At 35.1% G+C, this 24,500-nt stretch carries 21 protein-coding genes and 2 riboswitches; of the genes, 20 read left to right on the top strand and 1 reads right to left on the bottom strand.

Annotation, left to right across the window (positions count from 1 at the left end; translation table 11 throughout):
- The first annotated feature begins 225 nt into the window (after positions 1 to 225).
- The 11 genes from OZP11_RS12345 (at position 226) to OZP11_RS12295 (ending at position 13,910) form a co-directional block, all read left to right on the top strand.
- Positions 226 to 3,072 (top strand): TonB-dependent receptor plug domain-containing protein, encoded by a 2,847-nt coding sequence (locus OZP11_RS12345; protein WP_281230865.1) that lies wholly within the window; start codon positions 226 to 228, stop codon positions 3,070 to 3,072.
- Between the two features lie 435 nt (positions 3,073 to 3,507).
- Positions 3,508 to 3,696 (top strand): hypothetical protein, encoded by a 189-nt coding sequence (locus OZP11_RS12340; protein ID WP_281230864.1) that lies wholly within the window; start codon positions 3,508 to 3,510, stop codon positions 3,694 to 3,696.
- A gap of 83 nt (positions 3,697 to 3,779) precedes the next feature.
- The gene (locus OZP11_RS12335; RefSeq protein ID WP_281230863.1) at positions 3,780 to 5,084 is read left to right on the top strand and encodes an O-acetylhomoserine aminocarboxypropyltransferase/cysteine synthase family protein; all 1,305 of its coding nucleotides are present in this window, start codon (positions 3,780 to 3,782) and stop codon (positions 5,082 to 5,084) included.
- A 223-nt stretch (positions 5,085 to 5,307) separates the two neighbouring features.
- Positions 5,308 to 6,396: a homoserine dehydrogenase family protein gene (locus OZP11_RS12330; RefSeq protein ID WP_281235493.1), complete on the top strand. Its 1,089-nt coding sequence runs from the start codon at positions 5,308 to 5,310 to the stop codon at positions 6,394 to 6,396.
- Between the two features lie 510 nt (positions 6,397 to 6,906).
- Positions 6,907 to 7,107 carry a hypothetical protein gene (locus tag OZP11_RS12325; protein ID WP_281235492.1) on the top strand — a complete coding sequence of 67 codons (201 nt, stop codon included), beginning with the start codon at positions 6,907 to 6,909 and terminating at the stop codon, positions 7,105 to 7,107.
- A gap of 190 nt (positions 7,108 to 7,297) precedes the next feature.
- Positions 7,298 to 7,406, top strand: a riboswitch (SAM riboswitch).
- A 78-nt stretch (positions 7,407 to 7,484) separates the two neighbouring features.
- Positions 7,485 to 8,468: an alpha/beta fold hydrolase gene (locus OZP11_RS12320; RefSeq protein ID WP_281235491.1), complete on the top strand. Its 984-nt coding sequence runs from the start codon at positions 7,485 to 7,487 to the stop codon at positions 8,466 to 8,468.
- Position 8,469: 1 nt separating this feature from the next.
- The gene (gene thrA, locus OZP11_RS12315) at positions 8,470 to 10,884 is read left to right on the top strand and encodes a bifunctional aspartate kinase/homoserine dehydrogenase I (RefSeq protein ID WP_281235490.1); all 2,415 of its coding nucleotides are present in this window, start codon (positions 8,470 to 8,472) and stop codon (positions 10,882 to 10,884) included.
- Positions 10,885 to 10,982: 98 nt separating this feature from the next.
- A complete protein-coding gene (locus OZP11_RS12310) occupies positions 10,983 to 11,408 on the top strand; it encodes an OsmC family protein (protein ID WP_207297964.1) in 426 nt (141 codons plus the stop codon).
- A 114-nt stretch (positions 11,409 to 11,522) separates the two neighbouring features.
- Positions 11,523 to 12,695: a trans-sulfuration enzyme family protein gene (locus tag OZP11_RS12305; RefSeq protein WP_281235489.1), complete on the top strand. Its 1,173-nt coding sequence runs from the start codon at positions 11,523 to 11,525 to the stop codon at positions 12,693 to 12,695.
- A gap of 157 nt (positions 12,696 to 12,852) precedes the next feature.
- A complete protein-coding gene (locus OZP11_RS12300; protein ID WP_281235488.1) occupies positions 12,853 to 13,353 on the top strand; it encodes an RDD family protein in 501 nt (166 codons plus the stop codon).
- Between the two features lie 146 nt (positions 13,354 to 13,499).
- Complete coding sequence (locus OZP11_RS12295) at positions 13,500 to 13,910, top strand: RrF2 family transcriptional regulator (RefSeq protein ID WP_193846572.1); 411 nt, start codon at positions 13,500 to 13,502, stop codon at positions 13,908 to 13,910.
- Positions 13,911 to 14,004: 94 nt separating this feature from the next.
- On the opposite strand, the gene OZP11_RS12290 is transcribed toward OZP11_RS12295, so the two are convergent.
- Positions 14,005 to 14,787 (bottom strand): sulfite exporter TauE/SafE family protein, encoded by a 783-nt coding sequence (locus OZP11_RS12290; RefSeq protein ID WP_281235487.1) that lies wholly within the window; start codon positions 14,785 to 14,787, stop codon positions 14,005 to 14,007.
- A 455-nt stretch (positions 14,788 to 15,242) separates the two neighbouring features.
- On the opposite strand from OZP11_RS12290, the gene OZP11_RS12285 reads away from it, so the two are divergent.
- The 9 genes from OZP11_RS12285 to OZP11_RS12245 all read left to right on the top strand — a co-directional run bounded on the left by OZP11_RS12285 (position 15,243) and on the right by OZP11_RS12245 (position 23,813).
- On the top strand, positions 15,243 to 15,953 hold the full coding sequence (locus OZP11_RS12285) for a phosphoadenylyl-sulfate reductase (RefSeq protein ID WP_281235486.1): 711 nt from the start codon (positions 15,243 to 15,245) through the stop codon (positions 15,951 to 15,953).
- 172 nt (positions 15,954 to 16,125) lie between these two features.
- On the top strand, positions 16,126 to 17,025 hold the full coding sequence (gene cysD, locus OZP11_RS12280) for a sulfate adenylyltransferase subunit CysD (RefSeq protein ID WP_057117574.1): 900 nt from the start codon (positions 16,126 to 16,128) through the stop codon (positions 17,023 to 17,025).
- Positions 17,026 to 17,162: 137 nt separating this feature from the next.
- A complete protein-coding gene (locus tag OZP11_RS12275; RefSeq protein ID WP_281235485.1) occupies positions 17,163 to 18,407 on the top strand; it encodes a sulfate adenylyltransferase subunit 1 in 1,245 nt (414 codons plus the stop codon).
- Positions 18,408 to 18,493: 86 nt separating this feature from the next.
- Positions 18,494 to 20,584, top strand: a complete 2,091-nt coding sequence (locus tag OZP11_RS12270) for a nitrite reductase (protein WP_281235484.1) — start codon at positions 18,494 to 18,496, stop codon at positions 20,582 to 20,584.
- Positions 20,577 to 21,383, top strand: coding sequence for a uroporphyrinogen-III C-methyltransferase (cobA, locus tag OZP11_RS12265; protein ID WP_281235483.1), 807 nt, complete (start codon positions 20,577 to 20,579; stop codon positions 21,381 to 21,383). The genes OZP11_RS12270 and cobA overlap by 8 nt, the downstream gene beginning before the upstream one ends.
- Positions 21,384 to 21,575: 192 nt before the next feature.
- Complete coding sequence (locus OZP11_RS12260; protein WP_281235482.1) at positions 21,576 to 22,157, top strand: precorrin-2 dehydrogenase/sirohydrochlorin ferrochelatase family protein; 582 nt, start codon at positions 21,576 to 21,578, stop codon at positions 22,155 to 22,157.
- A 97-nt stretch (positions 22,158 to 22,254) separates the two neighbouring features.
- Positions 22,255 to 23,307: an NAD(P)/FAD-dependent oxidoreductase gene (locus OZP11_RS12255; protein WP_281235481.1), complete on the top strand. Its 1,053-nt coding sequence runs from the start codon at positions 22,255 to 22,257 to the stop codon at positions 23,305 to 23,307.
- A gap of 162 nt (positions 23,308 to 23,469) precedes the next feature.
- Positions 23,470 to 23,697 (top strand): hypothetical protein, encoded by a 228-nt coding sequence (locus tag OZP11_RS12250; protein WP_281235480.1) that lies wholly within the window; start codon positions 23,470 to 23,472, stop codon positions 23,695 to 23,697.
- Positions 23,688 to 23,813 (top strand): hypothetical protein, encoded by a 126-nt coding sequence (locus tag OZP11_RS12245; RefSeq protein ID WP_281235479.1) that lies wholly within the window; start codon positions 23,688 to 23,690, stop codon positions 23,811 to 23,813. The genes OZP11_RS12250 and OZP11_RS12245 overlap by 10 nt, the downstream gene beginning before the upstream one ends.
- 279 nt (positions 23,814 to 24,092) lie before the next feature.
- A riboswitch (SAM riboswitch) is annotated at positions 24,093 to 24,209 on the top strand.
- Positions 24,210 to 24,500 lie beyond the last annotated feature (291 nt).

Below are 24,500 nucleotides of genomic sequence, written 5' to 3'. Positions count from 1 at the left end.
GTTCGCAAATTTGCATCGTTAAAACAAACAAAAACAAAATGAAATTTACAATTTGCAATATGATGTCTTGTAAGATGCCGGAACTCTCCGCAGAGACTCTATTGTAGTTTTTTTTCAAAAAGATATATAGAACCTCTGCAGACCGCAGAGGTTTTTTTTTGTTCAAAGACAAAAGCTGTAAGATTTTTTTTAAACAAAAAACACTAATTAATCCTTAAAAAAGAAATGAAGAAAAATGTACTAATCGTATTGGGTCTTTTGACTTTTTCAGGTATTTATGCCCAGGATAATAAAACAGAGCAGGATACTTTAAAAAATAATGAATTATCAGAAGTTACTATTATTGGGTCAAGAAGTAAGAACAGAGTAAAAACAGATGTACCGGTTCCGGTAGATGTTTTTAACGTGGCCGATATTACAAAAGGAGCACCGCAGACCAGTGTTACCCAGATTTTGAATTATGTTGCACCATCGTTTACCAGTAACGCAACATCTACAGCAGATGCAACAGACCACGTCGATCCGGCGCAATTAAGAGGATTAGGACCGGATCAGGTTTTAATTTTGGTGAACGGAAAAAGAAGGCACACCAGTGCTTTGGTTAATATAAACGGATCACCGGGAAGAGGATCTGTAGGAACAGACTTAAATGCCATTCCGTCTTTTGCAATCGAAAGAATCGAAGTTTTGCGTGACGGTGCCGCTGCACAATACGGTTCTGATGCCATTGCCGGAGTTATTAATATTGTACTGAAAAAAGATGCCAAATACCTTAGCGGAGGTATTCAGTACGGAACCAATTTATCATCAGGATCAAACAATTTTAAAGGCGGTGCCGACGGACAAACCGTTCAGGTAGATTTAAACTACGGAACTTCTTTAGGAAAACCGGGAAGTTTCTTAAATATTACCGGTACAGCTGTAACCAGACAAGCAACAAGCCGTGCGGGGATTAGAAGCAATGGTATTTTTAATGCCTATAATGCGGTCGAAAACAGAGCAGCACAAAACGGCGTACAAATTAATTCCTTATTCAGTAATATTAATTCGACTGGAAATTCGGGACAAATTATTAGTTCGTTGCAACAATATGCACCACAGGTAAGTTACTTTACCCCGGCACAGCAAAACGCAATTGCATCGGCGACTACAATTGCTCAAATGCAGACTGCTTTGAATTTTGATGTTACTAATAATGAGCTGGCTTACAGAGGTCAGGAAAGAAGTGACTATAATATGAGTGTAGGGCAGTCAGAACTGGCATCGGGTCAGGCGTATTATAATGCCAAATATCCTTTAACCGAAAATACTTCTTTATATTCATTTGGAGGATTATCATACAGAAACGGCCAGTCGTATGCTTTTAACAGACTTCCAAACGGTTCAGGAACTTTTACACAAGTATATCAAAACGGATTTTTACCGGAAATAGAATCTACCATATTAGATGCTTCTGCTGCATTAGGTGTAACTACAGAATTATTTGGATTTGATACAGATTTGAGCACCAACCTCGGAACAAACTCTTTTCAATACGATGTAAATAATACGATCAATGCAACACTTGGAGTAAATTCACCTTCTAGTTTTGATGCCGGAAAAGTTTCGTTTCTGCAAAGCACAACCAATCTGGATTTTAGTAAAAAGCTGGATGTTCTTTCAGGATTGAATGTTGCTTTTGGAGGTGAATTCAGATATGAAAACTACCAAATCAAACAAGGAGAAGAAGCCTCATACGGATTGTATGATGTAAACGGCGCTTTGGTTACCGGAATTCTGCCAGGAAATTCGCCATTAATTGTAACCGACTTTTTCGGGAACAAACGCGGCGCAGGAGCACAGGGTTTTTCAGGTTTTCAGCCATCTGATGCTAAAGAAAAAGACAGAAAAAGCGGTGCGGCATATCTGGATCTGGAATTAAATGCAACCGAAAAATGGCTGGTAAACGGAGCAGCACGTTATGAAAACTATTCAGACTTTGGAAGTACCGTAACCTTCAAACTAGCTTCTCTTTTAAAATTAACCGATAATATTAACTGGAGAATTTCAGGACAGACAGGATTTAGAGCGCCTTCATTACAGCAAAAATATTTTGAATCAAGTTCAACCCAGTTTATCAACGGATCACCTTATCAGGTAGGCTATTTTACAAATGATTCGCAGGCAGCAAAAAGTATTGGAGTAGAAAACTTAAAACCCGAAAAATCAAAAAGTATCAGCACAGGATTTACATTTAAAATTCCGGATGCTAACATAACCATCGCAACCGATGCTTATTTTACAAGAATCAACGACAGAATCGTTCTTTCCGGGCAATATGCCAGACCGACAGATGCGCAGATAGATGCGGCAACTTCGCAGACGCAAAAAGACGCGCTGACTTTATTTCAGCAGGCATTTGATTTAAAAGGTGTAGAAAGAGCTTCGTTCTGGACAAACGGAATCGATTCTGAAACAAAAGGAATAGATGTAGTTATTTCTCAAAAATATGATGTAATTCAGGATTTTGTGATCAGAAATGATTTTGCTTTAAGTTATAATGAAACCAAAAGAGTCGGCGATTTAAACGTACCGCAGTCTATCGTTAATGCAGGAGGAGATCCTTATATCTATTCATTTTTCCCGGAATCAAGCCGAGTGTATTTAGAAGAAGCAATCCCGAAATTAAAAGCAAACTTAACAACCACTTTCAGTATTAAAAAACTGGATATTTATTTAAGAAACAGTTATTTCGGAAAAGTAACAGATCCGGGAGCAACAGATGTGAATCTGGACGGTTTCGCTTCGGTTTACGAACATCCGGAATACAGCGCAAAATTAGTAACCGATTTATCTTTTGGCTACCAGATCAACGAACATTTTAGAGCAACTGTTGGGTTTAATAATATAGGAGATGTTTATCCGGACAGAAACAATCCGTCGACTCCGGCATTTACCAATACCACGCCAACATTATCACCGGCGCCAAGTACAGATTTATCAAACGCCAATCAGTTTGCTTATTCAAGAGCCGTATCGCAGTTTGGACTAAACGGAAGATTTGGTTTTGCCCGTTTAAGCTTTAAATTTTAAGTTATAAAAAACCAGCCGCAGATTGGAGATTGAGAATTAGCATTGATTTTAAAATCACTGTAATCGTTTAATCTGCGGCTAATTTTTAAGTTAATAGAACAAGATAACCGTCTGGTTTTATTGAGATAAAAAAAATTAAAAGAAAATATCAAGTTTTATTTGGCGGTTAAAAAAATACTTGTTACATTTACTCTATCGAATTAGTAGAATTTAAAAAATCAGTTTAATTCAATTTTATATTAAAATGAAAACAATAGCAAGAAGAAATATAATGTGTTGTAAGATGATGCAAATGTGCATCCACTCCTGCTGTTGCCAAAAGTGAAAGAGACAATCTTTGTTATAGTTATACTATAAGCCCTTTTGGTCGCCATCCGAAAGGGCTTTTTCATTTCGGCATTTTTTTTTCATTTCAACACTTTAAAATTACACATCATGAAAACATTAAATTCAATCGCAATAGAGTATTTATTAAGAAACGATTCTCAAAGAAACAGCGATATATCAGAACAAATAGCAAAAGAAGTAACACGATTAAACGAAGAGCAGAGTGCAAAACATCAAAAATCACTGCTGTTTCAAATGTATGAACTGGAAGAAGAAGCAGAAGAACTTTTTGCTTAAATCAAATTCAACGACAATTACAATTGCAAAAATCAACTGACAATATATAATAGTATTAACAATACCCAAAAAACTAAGAAATCATGAGTACACAAAAATTCGCAACAAACGCCTTACACGCAGGACACGACGTAACTAAAAATTCAGGAACCAGAGCAGTACCAATTTACCAAACATCATCTTACGTATTTAATAACGCAGATCATGCAGCTAACTTATTTGGTCTTGCCGAAGCAGGATTTATCTACACCAGATTAAATAACCCTACAAATGATGTTCTTGAACAACGATTAGCAGCGCTGGAAGGAGGTATTGGAGCTGTCGTTACAGCATCAGGAGCATCGGCCATTTCTACCACTTTACTGACCTTATTAAGAGCAGGCGATCATATCGTGGCATCCAACAGCTTATACGGCGGAACTTATAATTTATTAAGCGTTACCCTGCCTCGCTTAGGAATTACCACCACTTTTGTAGACCCTTCAGATCCTCAAAACTTTACCAAAGCGGCAAAAGAAAATACAAGAGCATTCTTTGTAGAATCTTTAGGAAATCCAAAATTAGATGTATTAGACTTAAAAGCAATTTCGGCAGAAGCCAAAGCATTCAAAGTGCCGTTTATAGTAGATAATACAGTTGCGACACCTTATTTATTAAACCCAATTAAATACGGTGCCGATATTGTAATTCACTCTTTAACGAAATATATATCCGGAAACGGAACTTCATTAGGAGGTGCCATAATTGACGCCGGAAGTTTTGACTGGGCCAACGGAAAATTCCCTGAATTTACAGAACCTTCAGCCGGATATCATGGATTAGTGTATCACGAAGCTTTAGGAAACGCAGCCTTTATTGCAAAAGCAAGAATCGAAGGATTGCGTGATTTTGGAGCGGCATTAAGCCCGTTTAATGCTTTCCAGATTATTCAGGGATTAGAAACCTTACCGATCCGAATTAAAAAACACAGTGAAAATGCTTTGGTTTTGGCTGAATGGCTGGAAAAACAAGATGAGGTAGTCTGGGTAAATTACCCGGGTTTAAAAACGAATAAATATTATGATCTCGCCAAAGAATACCTTCCTGAAGGACAAAGCGGTATTATTACTTTTGGACTAAAAGGCGGGTTTGACGCAGCTAAAAAAGTGGTTGATGAAACCCGTTTATTTTCTCTTTTAGCCAATATAGGCGATACCAAATCGCTCATTATTCATCCTGCCAGCACAACCCACCAGCAATTGTCTGAAGAAGATCAGTTGTCAACCGGGGTATCAAAAGATTTAGTCCGACTTTCTGTTGGAATTGAAGATGTTGAAGATCTGATAGCCGATTTAAAAGCGGTTTTCGAAAGCGTAACCCAATCGCAGTACAGCATCAATAAAAATTAGGTTTTTTTGTTTTTTGTTTGAAAAATTGCCTTTAGCAGCGTGAGTTCTGCTAAGGGTGATTTTTTATGAAAAAGAATCATATATAAAATTAACCCTGTAAGTAGAGACGCAATGCAGTGCGTCTGCTCACTTAAAACGTAAGTTCATTAAAATATTGATTTAAATGAACTTATATTACTTATATGGCTGCAATAAACACAGATGTATTTTAAAAATTAAAATTATGTCAAAGCTTAAAATAAATATTATCCTTTTTGGAATTGGAAACATAGGAAGTACCTTAATCAATCAGATTATCGAAAGTCAGGAATTTTTTCTTCAAAGCCGAAATGTCGATTTTCACTTTCCAATAATTACCAATTCAACCGTAGCTTTCTTCGAGAAAGAAGGCGTTGGATATTCCTGGGAAACCAATTTTAGAGAATTGGCCGTTCCGTTTAGAGTAGAAGATATTATCCAATTTGCCAAAGAAAATGAATTCGAAAATCTAATTGCAGTCGATGCAACGGCAAGTGACGAGTTAATTGATCATTACAATACTCTTATCGAAAACGGGTTTAATATCGTCGCTGTCAATAAAAAGGCCAATACGCTCCCCATTGACCTTTATAAACAATTGAGAGAAAATCTTAAGAAATATGATAAAGAATTTCTGTATGAAACCTCGGTCGATACGGGATTTCCTGTTTTGCAGACTTTAAGAGATCTGTATTTCTCCGGAGAAAAAGTCACCAGAATCAGAGGCGTGTTTTCAGACAACCTCAGTTATGTTTTTAATCGTTTTTCTGTCGAGGAAAATCCCTTTTCATCGATTTTAAAAGATGCCAGTCTGCTTGGGCTGATGAAGTCTACTTTTAAAGAAGATTTATCCGGAAATGATACGGCAAGAAAACTATTGATTTTAACACGCGAAATAGGCAGAGAATTCGAATTATCCGACATTAAAATAGAATCGCTTATAAAAGAAGAATATTTAGAGAAAAATGGCATTCTAAACAAAGACGCAGTCGATAAAGCCTATAAAATTGCCAAAATAACCCAGGCAGACAATCACGTCCTGCGATATATAGGCGAATTTGATGTTGAGAAAAACACTTTAGAAGTAAAATTAGTTTCAGAACCCGTAACATCCGCCATTGGACAGTTAAAAGGTTCCGATTCTATTTTTGAAATTTATACACAATCTTACGCCAAAAAACCAATCGTAATTCAAAGTGCCGCTGCGAGCAGACAGGCGATTGCGAGAGGAGTAATATCAGATATTTTAAAAATAGCCGAAAAAATCAAAAATAAAGAAGCTGTCTGGCTTTAAAAGTGGTCCTAAATATTAGCAGTTCCTTGATAGATTGAAACAGAAAAACAGTTATTTTTTGTAAGACAAAACCTTCTTTAGTTCAAAATGTCATTTTGTAAGACGTTTTTTAACGGAAAAAAGACATTTTTTAACGTTTTTTATAGATTATTTGATTAAAAAAGCTTGTTTAAGTCAAAAAAAAATCTCAAATTTGTAAGACAGTAAAGGTTAAAAAACAAAAGCCTTTATTGTTTTAACAAAAACAACCAAATGCAGGAAATTTTTAAAATAAAAGTCAAATCGCAAATGAATAAGTCCCTACAGATGAACAAGATGTTTAACGTCGCACGTATTTGTGTATGCGTCTGTTGATACTAAAAGTATATATAAGTTCTATAAAAACTTAAACCCTTTTGGTATTAAAAATCCAAAAGGGTTTTTTTATTCAATTTGGTTACGATAACAAAGAATTAAAGAAATAATAAAGATTATAAAATATAAAAAATAACTGACATAAACTTAAATATCATGAGCGCAATTAACTACTTAAGAAAAAAACTTTCAATATTCAGAAACTTAAGAACCGAAAGAAATAACCCGCCGCCTGCAAACGAGTTAATCCACCCAAGTTTTGGAATAACTGAGACGGATAAAAAATTGTTGAAAAACCTTCCGAATTCATTAACATTTTTGATGTATTCAAAAGAAAATGAAACGCTTTTCATTTAAGCTGGTGAAGGATCAAAAGTTAGGTTAAAACCTGCATAATATTACTGGGCATAACGTTCGGTAATTTTGTGCGTACAATAGTTTCTAATTGAATTATATTTATCAAATTGAGGAATCAGTTTCGATAAAATTTGTTTGTTTAAGAAATTAGTAGTTAATTTGCACCGTTAAGTTCAAAAACGTATTGAAAATGTTATAAAGAAAGGAGGAGGGATTAGACCCTGTGAATCCTTAGCAACCCTTCGTTAAATCGAAGAAGGTGCTGCATTCTACCACGCCCAAACGTGGAAAGATAACAACAAGAATTTTTTCTAGTTTCACTCTAGACTTTCTTTCTAATATTTCCACATACAAATCAAAAATAAAAAGATTTGAAATTGGAAAATATACCAAGTCCCATTATAATTCAGAATTTCATCACCGAAAGTGGTGCAATTTACCCGTCACTGCCCTTAAGTTTTACACTTTCAGGTCTGCCGCTGCATACTGCTCCAATCGTGCTTGTAAATCATGCGCTGACAGGGAATGCACAGGTAACCGGAGAAAACGGCTGGTGGAGTGACTTAATAGGCGATGGTAAAACTATCGATACAAATAAGTTTACTATTCTCGCATTTAATGTTCCCGGAAACGGAAACGATTCTTTCATCATCGAAAATTATCAGGATTTTAAAACCCGCGATATTGCCCGAATTTTTTTAAACGGTCTCGATGCTTTAGAAATCGATAAGGTATTTGCCGTAATCGGCGGTTCTGTTGGAGGTGGTATTGCCTGGGAAATCCTGGCTTTGGCACCAAACATTACAGAACATTTAATCCCAATTGCAACCGACTGGAAATCGACTGACTGGATGATAGCCAATTGCTATCTGCAGGAGCAGATTCTGAACAATTCCTCAAAACCAATCGAAGATGCCAGAATTCATGCCATGTTGTGTTACCGATCTCCGGAATCATTCAAAGAAAAATTTCAGCGTACGATCAATCAGGATCTTTTAATTTTTAATATTGAAAGCTGGCTGGCACATCATGGCAGAAAATTACAGCAGCGTTATCAGCTGTCATCATACAAACTCATGAACCAGCTGCTTAAAACGATCGATATTACCAGAAACAGCGAAGATTTCGAAACTTTGCTGTCAAGATCAAATGCAGCAATACACATTATTGCCATCAATTCGGATTTATTTTTTACACCAAAAGAAAATCTGGAAACCTATAATGAATTAAAAAAGTTTAAAGACAATGTTTTATACAGCGAAATAGATTCGGTTCACGGACATGACGCTTTTTTAATAGAGTACAAACAACTAGATCATTTACTTGCCGGTATTTTTAAGGCAGAAACAATAGCAAAATAAAATGAAAGTATTAAAATTTGGAGGTAAATCATTAGCAAACGGAGAAGGACTTAACAAAGTTGTTTCAATTATTTCTGATAAAGTAAATCAGGGCGAACAAATTACCGTAGTAGTTTCGGCCCGCGGCAATGCTACTGATGAATTAGAATTTATTCTAAGCATTGCTGCTAAAAACGGCAGTTACAAAGAATTATTAGAGAATTTCAAAAAATACCAGATATCAGATTATCCGCATGTAGATTTATCTGAAGAATTTAATGTCTTAGATAAACTTTTTGAAGGTGTAAGCTTAATTGGCGACTACAGCAAAAAAATCAAAGACCAGATTTTGTCAAAAGGAGAATTGCTTTCGGCTAAATTATTAACGGCAATTTTATTGGAAAAAGGAATTCCGGCCAATTTTGTCGACACAAGAGAATTACTGAAAACCGATTCTAAATTTGGAGATGCGCAGCCATTAGAACAGCTTTCGAAGAAAAACGTAGTAAACTATTTTAAAGAGCATAACGGATCAACCGTAAATATAGTAACAGGTTTCATTGGTTCAAACAGCAACAACGACACCACAACCCTTGGAAGAAACGGAAGCAACTATACAGCTTCGTTAATTGCAAATTATTTAAATGCAGAGGAACTTCAAAATTTCACGCATGTCGACGGTATTTACACCGCAAATCCGGATTTAGTTGCCGATGCCAAAAAAATCGAATATTTGTCTTTTAATGAGGCAAACGAGCTGGCTAATTTTGGAGCAACAATTCTGCATGCCAAAACCATCATTCCGTTATTAGAGAAAAATATTCCGCTTCGTATCTTAAACACTTTCAATCATGAAAACCGAGGTACTTTAATCACTTCAGATTCAACAAAAGAAGGAATCAAAACACTTTCTGTTTTAGAAAATGTTTCCCTTGTTAATCTTGAAGGACGCGGATTACTTGGAAAAGCCGGAGTCGATGCCCGAATTTTTAAAGTAATGGGCGATCACAATATCAGTGTAAGTATCATTTCTCAGGGTTCTTCAGAAAGAGGAATCGGATTGGTTGTTGCCACTGATAAAGCAACGACGGCTGTAGTAGAATTAGAAAAAGAATTCGAAAATGACTTTTATTCTAAGGATGTTAACCAGATTACAGTAACCGATAATGTTTCTGTAATTTCGATTATCGGACAAGATTTGAGTACTTTTCATAAACCATACACGGCTTTAATAAAAAATAAAATTGTTCCTATCTTGTTTAACAACACTGTTACGGGTAAAAACGTGAGTTTGGTAGTTAAAAAAGAAGAATTAAACAAAGCCTTAAACGTAATTCACGGTGAAATCTTCGGTGTTTCTAAAAAAATAAACATCGCTATTTTCGGCCACGGATTAGTTGGCGGTACTTTGATCAATCAGATTTTAGAATCGGCTTCGGCAATTGAAAAACGTAAAGACATTAAACTGAACGTATTCGCTATAGCGAATTCTAAAAAACTGCTTTTAAACAAATACGGCGTTACTAAAACCTGGAAAAACGATATAGAAACCAAAGGCGAACCATATACCATTCAGGATATTATCGCATACGCAAATGAGCATCATTTAGAAAACCTTATTGCAGTAGATAATACAGCAAGTGCTTCTTTTGTAGAGAATTATATTCAGCTTGTAGAAAACAGTTTCGATTTGATTTCTTCAAATAAAGTAGCAAATACATTAAGCTATGGTTTTTACAAAGAGCTGAGAAGTGCTTTAGAAGAAAACCAAAAGAATTATCTATACGAAACCAATGTTGGTGCGGGATTACCGTTAATTGACACGATCAAATTACTGCATCTTTCAGGAGAAAACATCACAAAAATAAAAGGGGTTTTCTCAGGAACTTTGAGTTATTTATTTAATAATTTCTCTGCAAAAGATGCTCCGTTCAGCGAAATCCTGCAGGAAGCGATTGATAATGGATATACAGAACCGGATCCGCGTGAGGATTTATGTGGAAATGATGTTGGAAGAAAATTGTTAATTTTAGCTAGAGAATTAGACTTGCAGAATGAATTCGAAGAAATCTCAATTCAGAACCTAATTCCAGAACATTTACGCGAAGGAAGTGCAGCTGATTTCCTGACGAAATTAAAAGAATTTGATCCAATTTATGCTAAAATAAAAGCAGAACAACAGCCAAATCACGTGCTGAGATACATTGGTGAATTGTCCGGAGATTTGCAGAATGATAAAGGAAATTTAGAAGTAAAATTAGTTTCAGTTCCATCAGATACAGCGCTTGGCGGATTAAAAGGTTCTGATTCATTCTTCGAAATTTACACAGAATCTTATGGAGATCGTCCAATCGTTATTCAGGGAGCCGGTGCAGGTTCTGCGGTAACAGCAAGAGGAGTTTTTGGTGATATATTGAGATTGTCTGATCGAGGATAGCCTGATTTTAGATTGCAGATTTTTGTGAAGATTTCTCCTTACGTCGAAATGACAAGATTGCGCAAATTGAATAAAAAAACAAAAAAAATAACAACACAATGAAAGTAACTTTAAACAGAGTAAATGACGCATTTCATTTCAAAGTAAAAAATGAACGCGGACACGTAGTTGACGTTGACAGCAGAGCCGAATTTGGCGGAAGCGATTTAGGTGCCAGTCCAATGGAATTGGTTTTAATGGGGGTTGCAGGGTGCAGTGCTATCGATATGATTTCAATTTTAAAGAAACAGCGTCAGGAAATCACTTCATTTGATGCTGAGGTTGAAGGTCTTCGTGTTCAGGTTGGGGAAGCAAAACCTTTTAAAGAAATCGATGTGGTTTTCTATTTAGAAGGAGAAATCAATCCGGAAAAAGCAAAAAAAGCGGCACAGCTTTCTTTTGAGAAATACTGCTCAGTTGCTAAAACCGTTGAACCAACAGCAACAATTAAATACAAAGTCGTTTTAAATAAAGAAGCTTTGTAATAATTAGAAAATTAGTCAATTAGGGAATGAGATAATTTCTCTAAAGAGTTTGAATTTTAAGTTCAGTGATAACTTGAAACGTTAAACTTGAAACAAAAAAACAAAAACAACACAATGAATACAGAAGAATTTGGTTTTGAAACACAAGCCATCAGAACACAATTAGAAAGATCTCAATATTTAGAACACTCGGTGCCTTTGTACCTGTCGTCAAGCTTTGTTTTTGAAGATGCCGAAGACATGAGGGCTTCCTTTACAGAAGAAAAAGAAAGAAATATTTACAGCCGTTTCAGCAATCCAAACACAACTGAGTTTGTAGATAAAATCTGCAAAATGGAAGGTGCTGAATCCGGTTATGCTTTTGCAACAGGAATGGCTGCGGTGTATTCTACTTTTGCGGCATTATTAAATTCAGGAGATCATATTGTGTCTGCCAGCAGCGTTTTTGGTTCTACTCATGCTTTGTTTATGACTTATTTTCCAAAATGGAACATCGAAACATCGTATTTTGAAATTAACAAACCGGAAACAATTGAGAGTTTCATTAAGCCAAACACCAAAATATTGTACGCTGAATCTCCAACAAATCCAGGAGTTGATGTAATCGATTTAGAATTGTTAGGGAATATTGCTAAAAAACACAACCTGATTTTAATTATCGACAACTGTTTTGCAACGCCGTATTTACAGCAGCCAATTAAATTTGGCGCACATTTAGTGATTCACTCCGCTACAAAATTAATCGACGGACAAGGTCGTGTTCTTGGCGGTGTTACTGTTGGAAACGCAGATTTAATCAGACAGATTTATTTGTTTTCCAGAAATACAGGGCCGGCTTTAGCTCCGTTTAATGCCTGGGTTCTTTCAAAAAGTTTAGAAACATTGGCAGTTCGCGTGGACAGACATTGCGAAAATGCTTTAAAAGTAGCTGAATTTTTAGAAAGCCATCCAAATGTAAACAGCGTAAAATATCCGTTCTTAAAATCACATCCGCAATACGAAATTGCCAAAAAACAAATGAAAGCTGGTGGAAACATCATCGCATTTGAAATTAAAGGAGGCATCGAAGCGGGAAGAAAATTCCTGAACGCTATTCAACTTTGTTCATTATCAGCAAACATTGGAGATACGAGAACAATTGTTACGCATCCGGCTTCTACAACACACAGCAAATTATCCGAAGAAGATCAATTGGCAGTTGGAATCACGCAGGGATTAGTTCGTGTTTCTGTTGGATTAGAAACTGTTGAAGATGTAATTGCAGATTTAAAACAAGCGCTTGCTTAATTTTTAGATTTTTTTGAAATTTTAATAAACAACGACGATTTTTAACTGTAAATTTATTACTGTTAAAAATCGTCGTTTCTTTTGGCGTTTGTTTGGGTAAAAAGTATATTTTTGTTTCAGAATTAATTCTGATAAACCTAACATAAACAACCAAAACATGACCAAAACCACTTATATTCTTGATGATAAACTGATCGCTTCAAACGGAAGCCGTTTTATAAATTATATTTTTGATATTGTTGGTATACTCTGCCTGATTTTTATTGTTACCGTTATAGCAACATTCATTATGGCTCTTACAGATTCAAATGAATTTATCCAGTGGATTGGAAATTTAAGTGATTTAGAAGGGCAGATAATTTTCATAGTATTTTCAATTATTTATTATACCCTTACAGAAGGTTTTTTTGGAAGATCTTTAGGGAAATTTATTACCGGAACAGTTGTAGTAAACGAAAATGGCGAAAGACCATCTTTAGATATCATATTGAAAAGAACCTTATGCCGATTTATTCCTTTTGATGCTATTTCGTTTCTTGGAAGCAGAGGCTGGCACGATTCTATTTCAGATACTTATGTGGTTAGAAAAAAAGAACTGGCTAAGGAAATGAAATTATTCCACGAGTTCAATTTAATTGGTAATAACGAAGTAGTTTGATCGAATTAGTAGAATTTAACTATTCTGCTGTTACTTTTCTCATTTAAAAAACCTATTTTTGTTGCAGAAAAATATGCGGATTGTTTTTTGGTTCATTTTCTGATGATTAAGAGCTAAAGCCGGCGGTCTACAATTAAAACTTAAAAATGCTTTCAAAGAAAACAAAATACGGAATAAAAGCTTTAACCTATCTGGCTAGAAGAGAAAATAATGATCCTGTACAAATAGCTGAAATTGCAAAAAGTGAACATATTTCGATTAAATTCCTTGAGAGTATTTTATTGCTTTTAAGAAACTCAGGTTTTCTTGGAGCAAAAAAAGGAAAAGGCGGCGGTTATTATTTGATAAAAGATCCGAAAGATATTAGTATGGCGAAAGTCTATAGAATCCTGGAAGGTCCAATCGCATTATTGCCTTGTGCAAGTCATAACTTTTATGAAAGATGCGATGATTGTGACGATGAAACTACCTGCGCTGCACGACGTTTAATGACAGAAGTTCGTGATAATACACTTAAAATATTAGAAAGTAATTCTCTGGCAGACATAGCATTCTAAAAAAAATAAACCAAATAAGTCATATAATTTCATTTAATAAGCTTTGCGTAAGTCTAAAATGAACTTATATGACTTATTTGGTTTAAAATTTACCTTAAAATATCAATTTATATCCTACCATAAAAAGCATCACGGCAATTGCGTTTCTAAGAAACTGATCCGGAACTTTACCGCTTAATAAACTTCCTATAAAAATACCTGGAAGTGAGCCAAGTAATAATTGAGCCAGTAAAATTAAATCCAAATTTCCCATAGAAGCATGCCCGACACCTGCAACAAGCGTTAAAGGTACTGCATGTGCAATTTCGGTTCCAACTAAACGTGGAGTTGGTAAAAGCGGATAAAGGAAAAATAAAGTTACTGTTCCCAACGCTCCGGCTCCAATAGAAGTTAGTGTAACGGTTGCTCCCAGTAAAACACCAATTCCAATAGTAAGCATGTTTTGAGTTGTACTTTCGTTATGGAATTTATCTCCCGCATGTTTTTGAGAAAAATTTAAAAGTTTCTTCTTAAATATAATCGCTACCGAAGTAAAAAGTAAAGCCCAGCCTAAACTGTGTTTAATAACGCTGTTAATGGTTTCGATATCAGTTTTAATGCTGTTTAATATCCATAACGTAATTAAAGCAGCAGGAACACTTCCTAAAGTCAGCCAGCCTGTAATTTTCCAGTTGATGTTTCCTTTTTTATTATGTACAAATATTCCTCCGGCTTTTGTAAAAGCGGCATAAAGCAAATCAGTTCCAACTGCTTTTGTTGGTGGAATTCCAAAATATAATAAAATAGGCGTCATTAAAGAACCGCCCCCAACACCTGTTAACCCTACAATAAAACCAACAACTAAACCTGCAATTACAAGACCAATCTGAAAATCCATAAATAAATATTTGGCGCTAAAATAGTAACAATTTTATAATTATCCTATAGATATGGTAGAGATTAAGTAAACTATTTAAAAACCAAATGCTTTTTGGTTTTATATTGTTTAAATATCAGGCTTTGCTGTTTTATTTGTTATATTATTAAACAAACGTTCTAAATCCTTCTATAAAGGTTAATTAGAACCTTAAAAAAATAAAAATATTGTTTTGATATTTAGAAATAAGTAGTACTTTTGCAAAGTAATCTACTAGTCCGATAGGGTAATGGATTTTTGTAAAAAATGATTCTTTGGAAATTTGATTTTGAATAAGTAACTGCTTTGATTATTAGCGGGTTATTTGTTTGTGAATTAAAAGAACAACCAACAGCAGTCAGATTATCAGATTATAAAATTGAATTTAAAACAGTATCTAAATTATTGTAAAAAATAATTTTAGAAAGGAAGAGATTATGAGTGCGAGTATTGTACAAGAATTATTAGAAAAAACAAAAGATCTTTCGCTTGACGAGACTTTAGTTTTTTTAGCAGAAGAATTTCCGGGAAAAGTAATTTTTTCGACTTCTTTTGGTCAGGAAGATCAGGTAATTACTGATTTTATTGCAAAGAGTAATACAGATATTAAAGTATTTACTTTAGACACCGGAAGATTATTTCAGGAAACTTACGATGTTTTTCATAAAACATTAAAAAAATACAAAAGACCAATCGAAGTGTTTTTTCCAGAAGCGGCGTCGGTTGAAAATCTTCTGAAAACAAAAGGCCCAAACAGCTTTTACGATTCAGTTGAAAATAGAAAAGAATGTTGTTTCATTAGAAAAGTAGTTCCGTTAAGAAAAGCTTTAGCAGGAAATTCAGTTTGGATTACAGGTTTAAGAGCAGAACAATCAGAAAACAGACAAGATTTAAGTTTGTTTGAATACGACGGAGGTTTCGAAATCATCAAATTCAATCCGTTATTAAAATGGACTTTAGAAGAAGTTGAAACGTATCTTTCAGAAAATAATGTTCCGCAAAATGCTTTACACAAACAAGGTTTCATAAGTATTGGATGCGCGCCTTGTACAAGAGCAATTTTCCCGGGTGAAGATATCAGAGCCGGAAGATGGTGGTGGGAATCAAGTCATAAAGAATGTGGTTTGCACAGCGCTAAAAAAGAGTAGAGTTTTTAGAAGAAAGAAGCAAGAGGCAAGACTTCTTAATAGATTATAGAATAAAGAAGTGGAGATTTTAGATTGGGCTAAAAACCTGAAACTTTAAACCTGACTCGAGAGCTATGCTCGAACAGGCGAAGCAAACAAAATTTTCACAAATAAAATATCAAACAAAAAAACAATGAGTTCAGTATTAAAAACAAACGCTTTAGAGAGTGAAGCGATATACATTTTCAGAGAAGTAATTTCACAGTTTGACAAACCGGTTTTACTTTTCTCAGGAGGAAAAGATTCTATTACATTGGTGCGTTTGGCACAAAAAGCATTTTTCCCTGCTAAAATTCCGTTTCCTCTATTACACGTTGATACAGGACACAATTTCCCTGAAACAATTGCTTTCAGAGATAAATTGGTAGAAGAATTAGGTTTAGAATTGATCGTTCGTAATGTTCAGGACGCTATTGATGAAGGAAAAGTAGTTGAGGAAACTGGAAAATATTCAAGCCGTAACAGCTTACAGACTACAACACTTTTGGATGCAATTGAAGAATTCAAATTTGATGCTTGTATTGGCGGTGCGCGTCGTGATGAAGAAAAAGCAAGAGCTAAAGAACGTATTTTCTCTGTTCGTGATGATTTCGGACAATGGGACGAAAAAAATCAGAGACCTGAGTTGTTTGATATCTTAAACGGAAAAATTGAAAATGGTCAAAACGTTCGTGTTTTCCCAATTTCAAACTGGACAGAATTAGATGTTTGGAGTTATATCGAAAAAGAACAAATCGAGATTCCATCAATCTATTTCTCACATAAAAGAAAAGTTTTTTTGAGAGACGGTTTAATCTGGTCGCATTCTCCTTTTGTGTACCAAGAAGAAGACGAACAAATCGAAGAAAGAATTGTTCGCTTCAGAACCGTTGGAGATATGAGTTGTACAGCGGCTGTTGAATCTTATGCAGCAACAATCGAAGAAGTGGTTGGAGAAATCAGATCATCAACAATTTCTGAAAGAGGTGCCAGAATCGATGACAAACGTTCTGAAGCTGCAATGGAGAAAAGAAAACAACAAGGATACTTTTAATTTAATTAAAAATTGAGAATTAAAAATTAAAAGTTAGAATCAAGAAAACAAAAACATACAGATTTAAATTTTAGAGAAAGCATTTCAGAAACCTGAAACTCGAAACAAAAAATTAAACCTGAAACAAAAATATTAGAATGGACGTTTTAAAAATAGCAACAGCAGGAAGTGTAGATGACGGAAAAAGTACTTTGATCGGGAGATTATTGTACGATACAAAATCATTGACTACAGATAAAATTGAAGCAATCGAAAAAAGCAGTAAACAAAAAGGATACGATTATTTGGATTTTTCTTTGGCAACTGACGGATTAGTAGCAGAAAGAGAGCAAGGAATCACGATTGACGTTGCGCATATTTATTTTTCGACTGCAAAGAAAAGTTACATTATTGCCGATACTCCGGGGCACGTAGAATATACAAGAAACATGGTTACAGGAGCTTCAACTTCTCAGGTTTCGATCATTTTAATCGATGCTAGAAAAGGAGTTATCGAGCAGACTTACCGTCACTTTTTTATCAATAATTTATTGAGAGTAAAAGAAGTAATCGTTGCCATCAACAAAATGGACTTAGTAGATTATTCTGAAGAAGTTTTCAATAAAATCAAAGCTGATTTTGAGGCTTTAAACGCAAAAAGTACTTTCAAAGAACAAAACGTAAGTTATATTCCGTTAAGTGCAATCAACGGAGGAAATGTTGTAGACAAATCGGAAAACATGCCTTGGTACGAAGGACAAACAGTTTTAGAGCATTTAGAAGGATTACATTCTCATGATGTTTACGAGCCAGGAAAAGCACGTTTTCCTGTTCAAACCGTTATTCGTCCAAAAACAGAAGAATATCACGATTTCAGAGGTTACGCAGGAAAATTATACGGAAATTCAATTAAAGTTGGAGATGCCGTTACAGTTCTTCCTTCTTTAACAGAATCAAAAGTTACCAAAATTCACTTCTTCGATAAATCATTTGACGAAGCTTCTGCAGGTTCTTCAATTACAATCGAATTAGAAAATGATATCAATGTAACGAGAGGTGATATGATTGTAAAATCAGACGAACTTCCAAGAATTGAAAAAGATATTACAACAACAATTTGCTGGATGGACAGTAAAAAACTGGTTCCGGGAACTAAATATTTAGTACAGCACAATACGAACAGAGTTTTAGCAAAAGTAGAAAGCATCAAAAACACGATTGCAACTGATTATTCAGGAACAACAGAAGCTTCTCAATTAGCGATAAACGAAATCGGAGAAGTAAGCATCAAATTAAGCAAGCCTTTATACTTTGACGCTTACAACGAAAACAAATCAAACGGAGCTTTTATCTTAATCGATACAGCGACTAACACAACAGCAGGAGTAGGATTCATTAGATAGTTGATAGTTTATGGTTTTTGGTTGATGGTTCTGCTGTCAACAACCAACTATAAACAACCAACAATAAACTACAAACTAAAAGGGAAATGGAAAGTTTTAGAACAGAAATAGAAAATCCGGTAGTTCAGAAGGAAATTATCGAATTAGAAAAAAAGATTCACTTATTCCGTGGAGGAAAAATTGATGATGAGCGTTTTCGTAGCCTTCGTTTAGCGCGTGGAATCTACGGTCAGCGTCAGGAAGGCGTTCAGATGATTCGTATCAAATTGCCTTATGGTAAAGTGACCAGCGAGCAATTGAGAAGAATTACGGAAGTTTCAGATAAATATTCTACAGGGCGTTTGCACATTACAACACGTCAGGATATCCAAATTCACTATGTGAGCTTGGACAGAACGCCTGAACTTTGGTCAGAATTGGCAAAAGACGATATTACTTTGCGTGAAGCTTGTGGAAACACGGTAAGAAATATCACAGGAAGCGAATTAGCTGGAGTTGACGTAAACGAACCATTCGACGTTTCGCCATATGCACACGGTTTGTTCCAATACTTATTAAGAAACCCGATTTGTCAGGAAATGGGACGTAAATTCAAAATTTCGTTCTCTTCTTCAGACGAAGATACAGCTTTGAGTTATTTACACGATTTAGGATTTATTCCAAAAATCAAAGACGGACAAAAAGGATTTAAAGTTGTTTTTGGAGGAGGTTTAGGATCTCAACCAGCGCATGCAGAATTACTTTCTGAGTTTATTCCGGTTAACGAAATCATTCCAACTGCAGAAGGAATCATCCGTATTTTTGATAGATATGGTGAGCGTGCCAAGAGAATGAAAGCGCGTATGAAATTCTTAATCAAAGAAATGGGGAAAGATGCTTTCCTTGATTTAGTTGAAAAAGAGAAAAAAGCAATCGCTTTTGAAACCTATGAAATTGACACCACTGCTTTTGATGGCGCAATTCCAGAACCAGTTTTAGAAGTGCCACAAGTTACAATCGAAGATACAAAAGCTTATGAAGCTTGGAAAAAATCGAACGTAATTGCACAAAAACAAGCAGGATATTATGCTATTGGAATCAAAGTTTTATTAGGGGATTTTTATACTGATAAAGCGAGATTATTAGCAGATTTAATTAAAAATTACGCAGCAAACGAATTACGTTTTTCATTGCGTCAAAATATTGTAATACGTCACGTAAAAGAGGAAAATCTTCCTTTCTTTTATCAAGAATTAGCCAAATTGGACTTTGTTCATTTAGGATATAATTCAGTTGGAGATATTACGGCATGTCCAGGAACCGATACTTGCAACTTGGGGATTGCAAGCAGTACTGGTATTGCCGAAGAATTAGAAAGAGTTTTAAGTGCAGAATATCCTCAATATTTAAACAACCGCGAAATTGAAATTAAAATTTCGGGCTGTATGAACGCTTGCGGGCAACATAATATGTCTGCAATTGGATTCCAAGGAATGTCTATCAACTCAGGAAAACTGGTAGCTCCGGCTTTACAAGTTTTATTGGGTGGAGGAAGATTAGGAAACGGAGAAGGACGTTTTGCTGATAAAGTAATCAAAATTCCAAGCCGTAGAGGACCAGAAGCTTTGCGTACGATCTTAAATGATTTTGACGCTAATGCGAATGGAGAAAAATTCCTAAACTATTATGATGCAAAAGGAGAGAAATACTTCTACGAAATCTTAAAACCATTATCTGATGTAACCAATTTAACAGAAGCAGATTTTGTGGATTGGGGTAACGCAGATAACTACGTAAAAGCAGTTGGAGTTGGAGAATGTGCTGGTGTTGTGATTGATTTAGTGGCTACTTTATTATTAGAAGCTAAAGAAAAAATCTCTTTCGCACAGGAAGCTTTCGACAACCAAAAATGGTCAGATGCAATCTATCACGCTTACGCTGGATTTGTAAATGGAGCTAAAGCTTTATTATTGGCAGAAAACCAAAAAACAAACCACCACGCAGGAATCGTTGATTTGTTTGACACTGTTTTTATTGATACCAATAAAATCGAATTGAATTCAACTTTTAAAGACTTGGTTTACCAAATCAATAAAAATGAACCATCTGAAGCTTTCGCTAAAGATTACATCGCGCAAGCAACAGTTTTCTTTGATAAAATCGAAACATTCAGAGCACAAGAATTAGCAAATGCATAATAAACCCAAAATAACTTTAGTCGGTGCAGGTCCGGGCGATCCCGAATTATTGACGCTAAAAGCTGTAAAAGCACTGGCTGAAGCTAATGTGGTTTTATACGACGCCTTAGCCAACGAAGAAATTCTGGATTACGCACCAAAAAACGCCATCAAGATTTTTGTTGGCAAAAGAATCGGAAACCATGCATACACGCAAGACCAAATCAATCAATTGATTGTGGATAATGCACTGACGTATGGAAATGTAGTTCGATTAAAAGGCGGAGATCCGTTTATTTTTGGAAGAGGAAGCGAAGAAATTGAATACGCAGAAAGTTTCGGAATTGAAACGATTGTCGTTCCCGGAATTTCATCTGTAGTTGCCGTTCCCGCAAGTCAGGGAATTTCGATTACAAAAAGAGGAGTTTCAGAAAGCTTTTGGGCCATTACTGGCACAACATCAGATAGAAAATTATCTTCAGATGTAGCTTTGGCAGCACAATCTTCTGCAACGGTTGTAATCTTAATGGGAATGCACAAATTGCCTCAGATTATCGATTTGTTTCAAAAAGAAAACAAAGGAAATCTGCCAGTGGGCATTATCCAAAACGGAACAACAGCAGAAGAAAAAGTGGGCGTAGGAACAGTCGATTCGATTTTAGAAATTGTAAAAGAGAAAGAATTAGGTTCTCCTGCCATTATCGTTTTAGGCGAAGTGGTTCGCGAAAGCCATAAATTAAAAGGATTTTACGAAGAATTTTGTCAAAAAAAGGAATTGAATAAAATGTTCCGTCAAAACCAATTCGTTGGTAAAAAATAAAAGTTCCCGATAAAATGTTCCGTTAAGAACAACTGGTCGGTAGAAAATGAACGGTTTCAAATATGTTCCGGCAGGAACATTTCGTCGGTAGAAAAAAAGAATGTTTTGATAAAAAATGTTCCGGAGGAACATCTGATTGGTTATCCGATTCAATAAAATCATCTAATTTTGATTGGATGAAAATAAATTAAAATGGAACAAAACGAATTATATCCAATATTTCTAAAGCTTCACAATTTAAATGTATTAATTGTAGGCGGAGGAAATGTAGGTCTGGAAAAGCTTTCATTCTTGCTTAAGTCAAGTCCGAATGCAAATGTTGAGGTAGTAGCAAAAGAATTTCATTTAGAAATAAAAGTTCTGGCAGAAAAACATCCTTCGATAAAATTGACAAAATCGAAGTTTAAAAAGAAAATGCTCAAAAAGCGCCACATGGTAATCGCTTGTACAGATAATCTTGAAGTCAATAAAAGAGTGTACGATTTAGCCAGAAAGCGTTATTTGATTTGCAATATTGCCGATACGCCAGATTTATGCGATTATTATTTGGGTGGAATCGTAACGAAAGGAAATGTGAAAATTGCCATCTCGACCAACGGAAAATCGCCAACAACGGCCAAAAGGCTTCGAGAGTTTTTTGAAGAAGTAATTCCGGAAGACATCAATCAAATGGTTGAAAATCTAAACGAATACCGAAAAAGCTTAAAAGGAAATTTTGAAGAAAAAGTGAAAAAGATGAATGAAATCACGGCTTCACTTAAAAATAATGAGTAAAAAAATGCGCATCGAAACGAAATGATAAAAATCATTGTCAATAGAATAAATTATTCGTTTCTTTGTATTATTAAGAATGATTATAAACAATACCATAATGATTAAAACAGATATACTTATAATTGGAGCAGGACCAACAGGTTTATTTGCCGTTTTCGAGGCAGGATTATTAAAATTAAAATGTCACATTCTGGATGCACTGCCACAGGCAGGAGGACAACTTTCAGAATTATATCCTAAAAAGCCAATTTATGATATCCCAGGATTCCCGGAAGTTTTAGCTGGAGACTTAATCGACGGACTAATGGAGCAAATTAAACAATTTGAGCCAGGATTTACTTTAGGAGAGCGTGCAGAAACGATCGAAAAACAAGAAGACGGAAGTTTCATCGTAACGTCAAATAAAGGAACTAAATTCCACGCGCCGGTTATCGCAATCGCTGGAGGATTAGGAAGCTTCGAGCCTCGTAAACCACTTATCGAAGATATCGAGTTTTATGAAGATAAAGGAGTAAAATACTTCATCAAAAATCCTGAGAAATTCAGAGACAAAAGAGTTGTTATTGCAGGAGGAGGAGATTCAGCATTAGACTGGTCAATTTTCTTGGCCAATGTAGCTTCAGAAGTAACTTTAATTCACCGTAGAAATGAATTTAGAGGAGCTTTAGATTCTGTAGAAAAAGTACAAGAATTAAAATCAGCTGGAAAAATCAAATTAATCACTCCGGCAGAAGTTGTTGGAATCAACGGTGCTGAACACGTAGAATCATTAGATATCGAAGAAAACGGAGCACACCGTAAAATCGAATGCGATTATTTTATCCCTCTTTTCGGATTAACACCAAAATTAGGTCCAATTGGAGACTGGGGATTAGAAATCGAGAAAAATGCCATTAAAGTAAACAATGCATTAGATTATCAAACAAATATTCCTGGAATCTTCGCTATTGGAGACGTAAATACATACCCTGGAAAATTAAAATTAATCCTTTGTGGTTTCCACGAAGCAACTTTAATGTGTCAGGCTGCATACGGAATTATCAATCCAGGTAAAAAATACGTATTGAAATATACAACAGTATCTGGAGTAGACGGTTTCGACGGAACTCGTAAAGAGGCGCCGAAAGCAGTTGTTAAAGCGATTGTTTAATCGAAGGTGCTGAGGTTCTGAGAGACTGAGGTTCTAAGATTTTTAAATATACTAAAAGCTCAAACTTTTAAAAGTTTGGGCTTTTTTTTTAGCTTAGTCCCTTAGAACCTCAGCATCTCAGAACCTAAAAACGTATCTTTGTATTTATAAATTTTGATTATCATGAATTTAGAAGCTAGAAAATATCAATTTATTCAAGAGTTGGTTAAGGTAGAAGATGAGCGTGTTTTAGAAAAACTCGAATTGGTTTTAAAGGCAAATCAAAGTGATTGGTATGATGATTTATCAGAATCTGAAAAAGAAGAAATCCAAATTGGATTACACCAAGCTGAAAAAGGTGAATTTACAAACCACAAAGATGTCATGAAAAGATTTTCAAAATGGCATTAAAATTTATTTGGACGTCGCAAGCTGTAAAAGGTTTTAATAAAGTTGTAGATTATCTTGAAGAAAAATGGACTAAGAAAGAAATCTTAAACTTGGAAAATAAAAAATTCAACAGGTAATAAATCAAATCAGTCTGAATCCAGAACAATTTCCAAAATCACATAAAAACGAATCTTTGCACAAAGCAATTATAGACAAAAATAATTATTTGGTTTATAGACTAAAAAAAGAATCTGAAACTGTTGAAATTATCAATTTTAGAGGGACAAAACAAAAGCCAAAACACTAACAAACTCATAACTTAGAATCTTAGTGCCTCAGAGTCTCAGAAACTTAAAAAAACACTTGCAATTGTTCAGCTTATGTCTTTACTTTGCACTGTTCTTAAAATTTATTGTTCGTTATCACGAAAGGCGGAGGGATAGACCCGATGAAACCTTAGCAACCCTTTACTATAAAGAAGGTGCTAAATTCTACTTTTTACCATAAACACAGGTATTTAAGATAGATAACACAAATACATTCTCGTATTTCTCAAAACTTTTCCAGACAACATACAAATAATTTACTGAAAGCAATTTCGGTAAGGAGCGAATCATTGGCGCATTTTTGCAGTCAATAGTTCCCACTTTCGCCTATATCTCTCCTCCTGATAGTTATCGGGATACGAGGATACCGGCTCAAACGCAGTTCACTGAACTCTTATGAAAATAGGAATAAGGTGAAGTAATCGGGGCTAATGAGCCAGCAATAGTGCCTTTTTGGAATTAAAAGAAACGATGCCTATCCTAACAGGTTTTCAAAAC

This window comes from Flavobacterium gelatinilyticum, assembly GCF_027111295.1.
Taxonomy (GTDB): domain Bacteria; phylum Bacteroidota; class Bacteroidia; order Flavobacteriales; family Flavobacteriaceae; genus Flavobacterium; species Flavobacterium gelatinilyticum.
This window is presented reverse-complemented; position numbering and strand designations above follow the sequence as displayed.

Bases quoted from the DNA above. Each gene is read 5' to 3' on its own strand.
- OZP11_RS12345 (WP_281230865.1), top strand. From the start codon at position 226: ATGAAGAAAAATGTACTAATCGTATTGGGTCTTTTGACTTTTTCAGGT.
- OZP11_RS12340 (WP_281230864.1), top strand. From the start codon at position 3,508: ATGAAAACATTAAATTCAATCGCAATAGAGTATTTATTAAGAAACGAT.
- OZP11_RS12335 (WP_281230863.1), top strand. From the start codon at position 3,780: ATGAGTACACAAAAATTCGCAACAAACGCCTTACACGCAGGACACGAC.
- OZP11_RS12330 (WP_281235493.1), top strand. From the start codon at position 5,308: ATGTCAAAGCTTAAAATAAATATTATCCTTTTTGGAATTGGAAACATA.
- OZP11_RS12325 (WP_281235492.1), top strand. From the start codon at position 6,907: ATGAGCGCAATTAACTACTTAAGAAAAAAACTTTCAATATTCAGAAAC.
- thrA (WP_281235490.1), top strand. From the start codon at position 8,470: ATGAAAGTATTAAAATTTGGAGGTAAATCATTAGCAAACGGAGAAGGA.
- OZP11_RS12310 (WP_207297964.1), top strand. From the start codon at position 10,983: ATGAAAGTAACTTTAAACAGAGTAAATGACGCATTTCATTTCAAAGTA.
- OZP11_RS12305 (WP_281235489.1), top strand. From the start codon at position 11,523: ATGAATACAGAAGAATTTGGTTTTGAAACACAAGCCATCAGAACACAA.
- OZP11_RS12300 (WP_281235488.1), top strand. From the start codon at position 12,853: ATGACCAAAACCACTTATATTCTTGATGATAAACTGATCGCTTCAAAC.
- OZP11_RS12295 (WP_193846572.1), top strand. From the start codon at position 13,500: ATGCTTTCAAAGAAAACAAAATACGGAATAAAAGCTTTAACCTATCTG.
- OZP11_RS12290 (WP_281235487.1), bottom strand. From the start codon at position 14,787: ATGGATTTTCAGATTGGTCTTGTAATTGCAGGTTTAGTTGTTGGTTTT.
- OZP11_RS12285 (WP_281235486.1), top strand. From the start codon at position 15,243: ATGAGTGCGAGTATTGTACAAGAATTATTAGAAAAAACAAAAGATCTT.
- cysD (WP_057117574.1), top strand. From the start codon at position 16,126: ATGAGTTCAGTATTAAAAACAAACGCTTTAGAGAGTGAAGCGATATAC.
- OZP11_RS12275 (WP_281235485.1), top strand. From the start codon at position 17,163: ATGGACGTTTTAAAAATAGCAACAGCAGGAAGTGTAGATGACGGAAAA.
- OZP11_RS12270 (WP_281235484.1), top strand. From the start codon at position 18,494: ATGGAAAGTTTTAGAACAGAAATAGAAAATCCGGTAGTTCAGAAGGAA.
- cobA (WP_281235483.1), top strand. From the start codon at position 20,577: ATGCATAATAAACCCAAAATAACTTTAGTCGGTGCAGGTCCGGGCGAT.
- OZP11_RS12260 (WP_281235482.1), top strand. From the start codon at position 21,576: ATGGAACAAAACGAATTATATCCAATATTTCTAAAGCTTCACAATTTA.
- OZP11_RS12255 (WP_281235481.1), top strand. From the start codon at position 22,255: ATGATTAAAACAGATATACTTATAATTGGAGCAGGACCAACAGGTTTA.
- OZP11_RS12250 (WP_281235480.1), top strand. From the start codon at position 23,470: ATGAATTTAGAAGCTAGAAAATATCAATTTATTCAAGAGTTGGTTAAG.
- OZP11_RS12245 (WP_281235479.1), top strand. From the start codon at position 23,688: ATGGCATTAAAATTTATTTGGACGTCGCAAGCTGTAAAAGGTTTTAAT.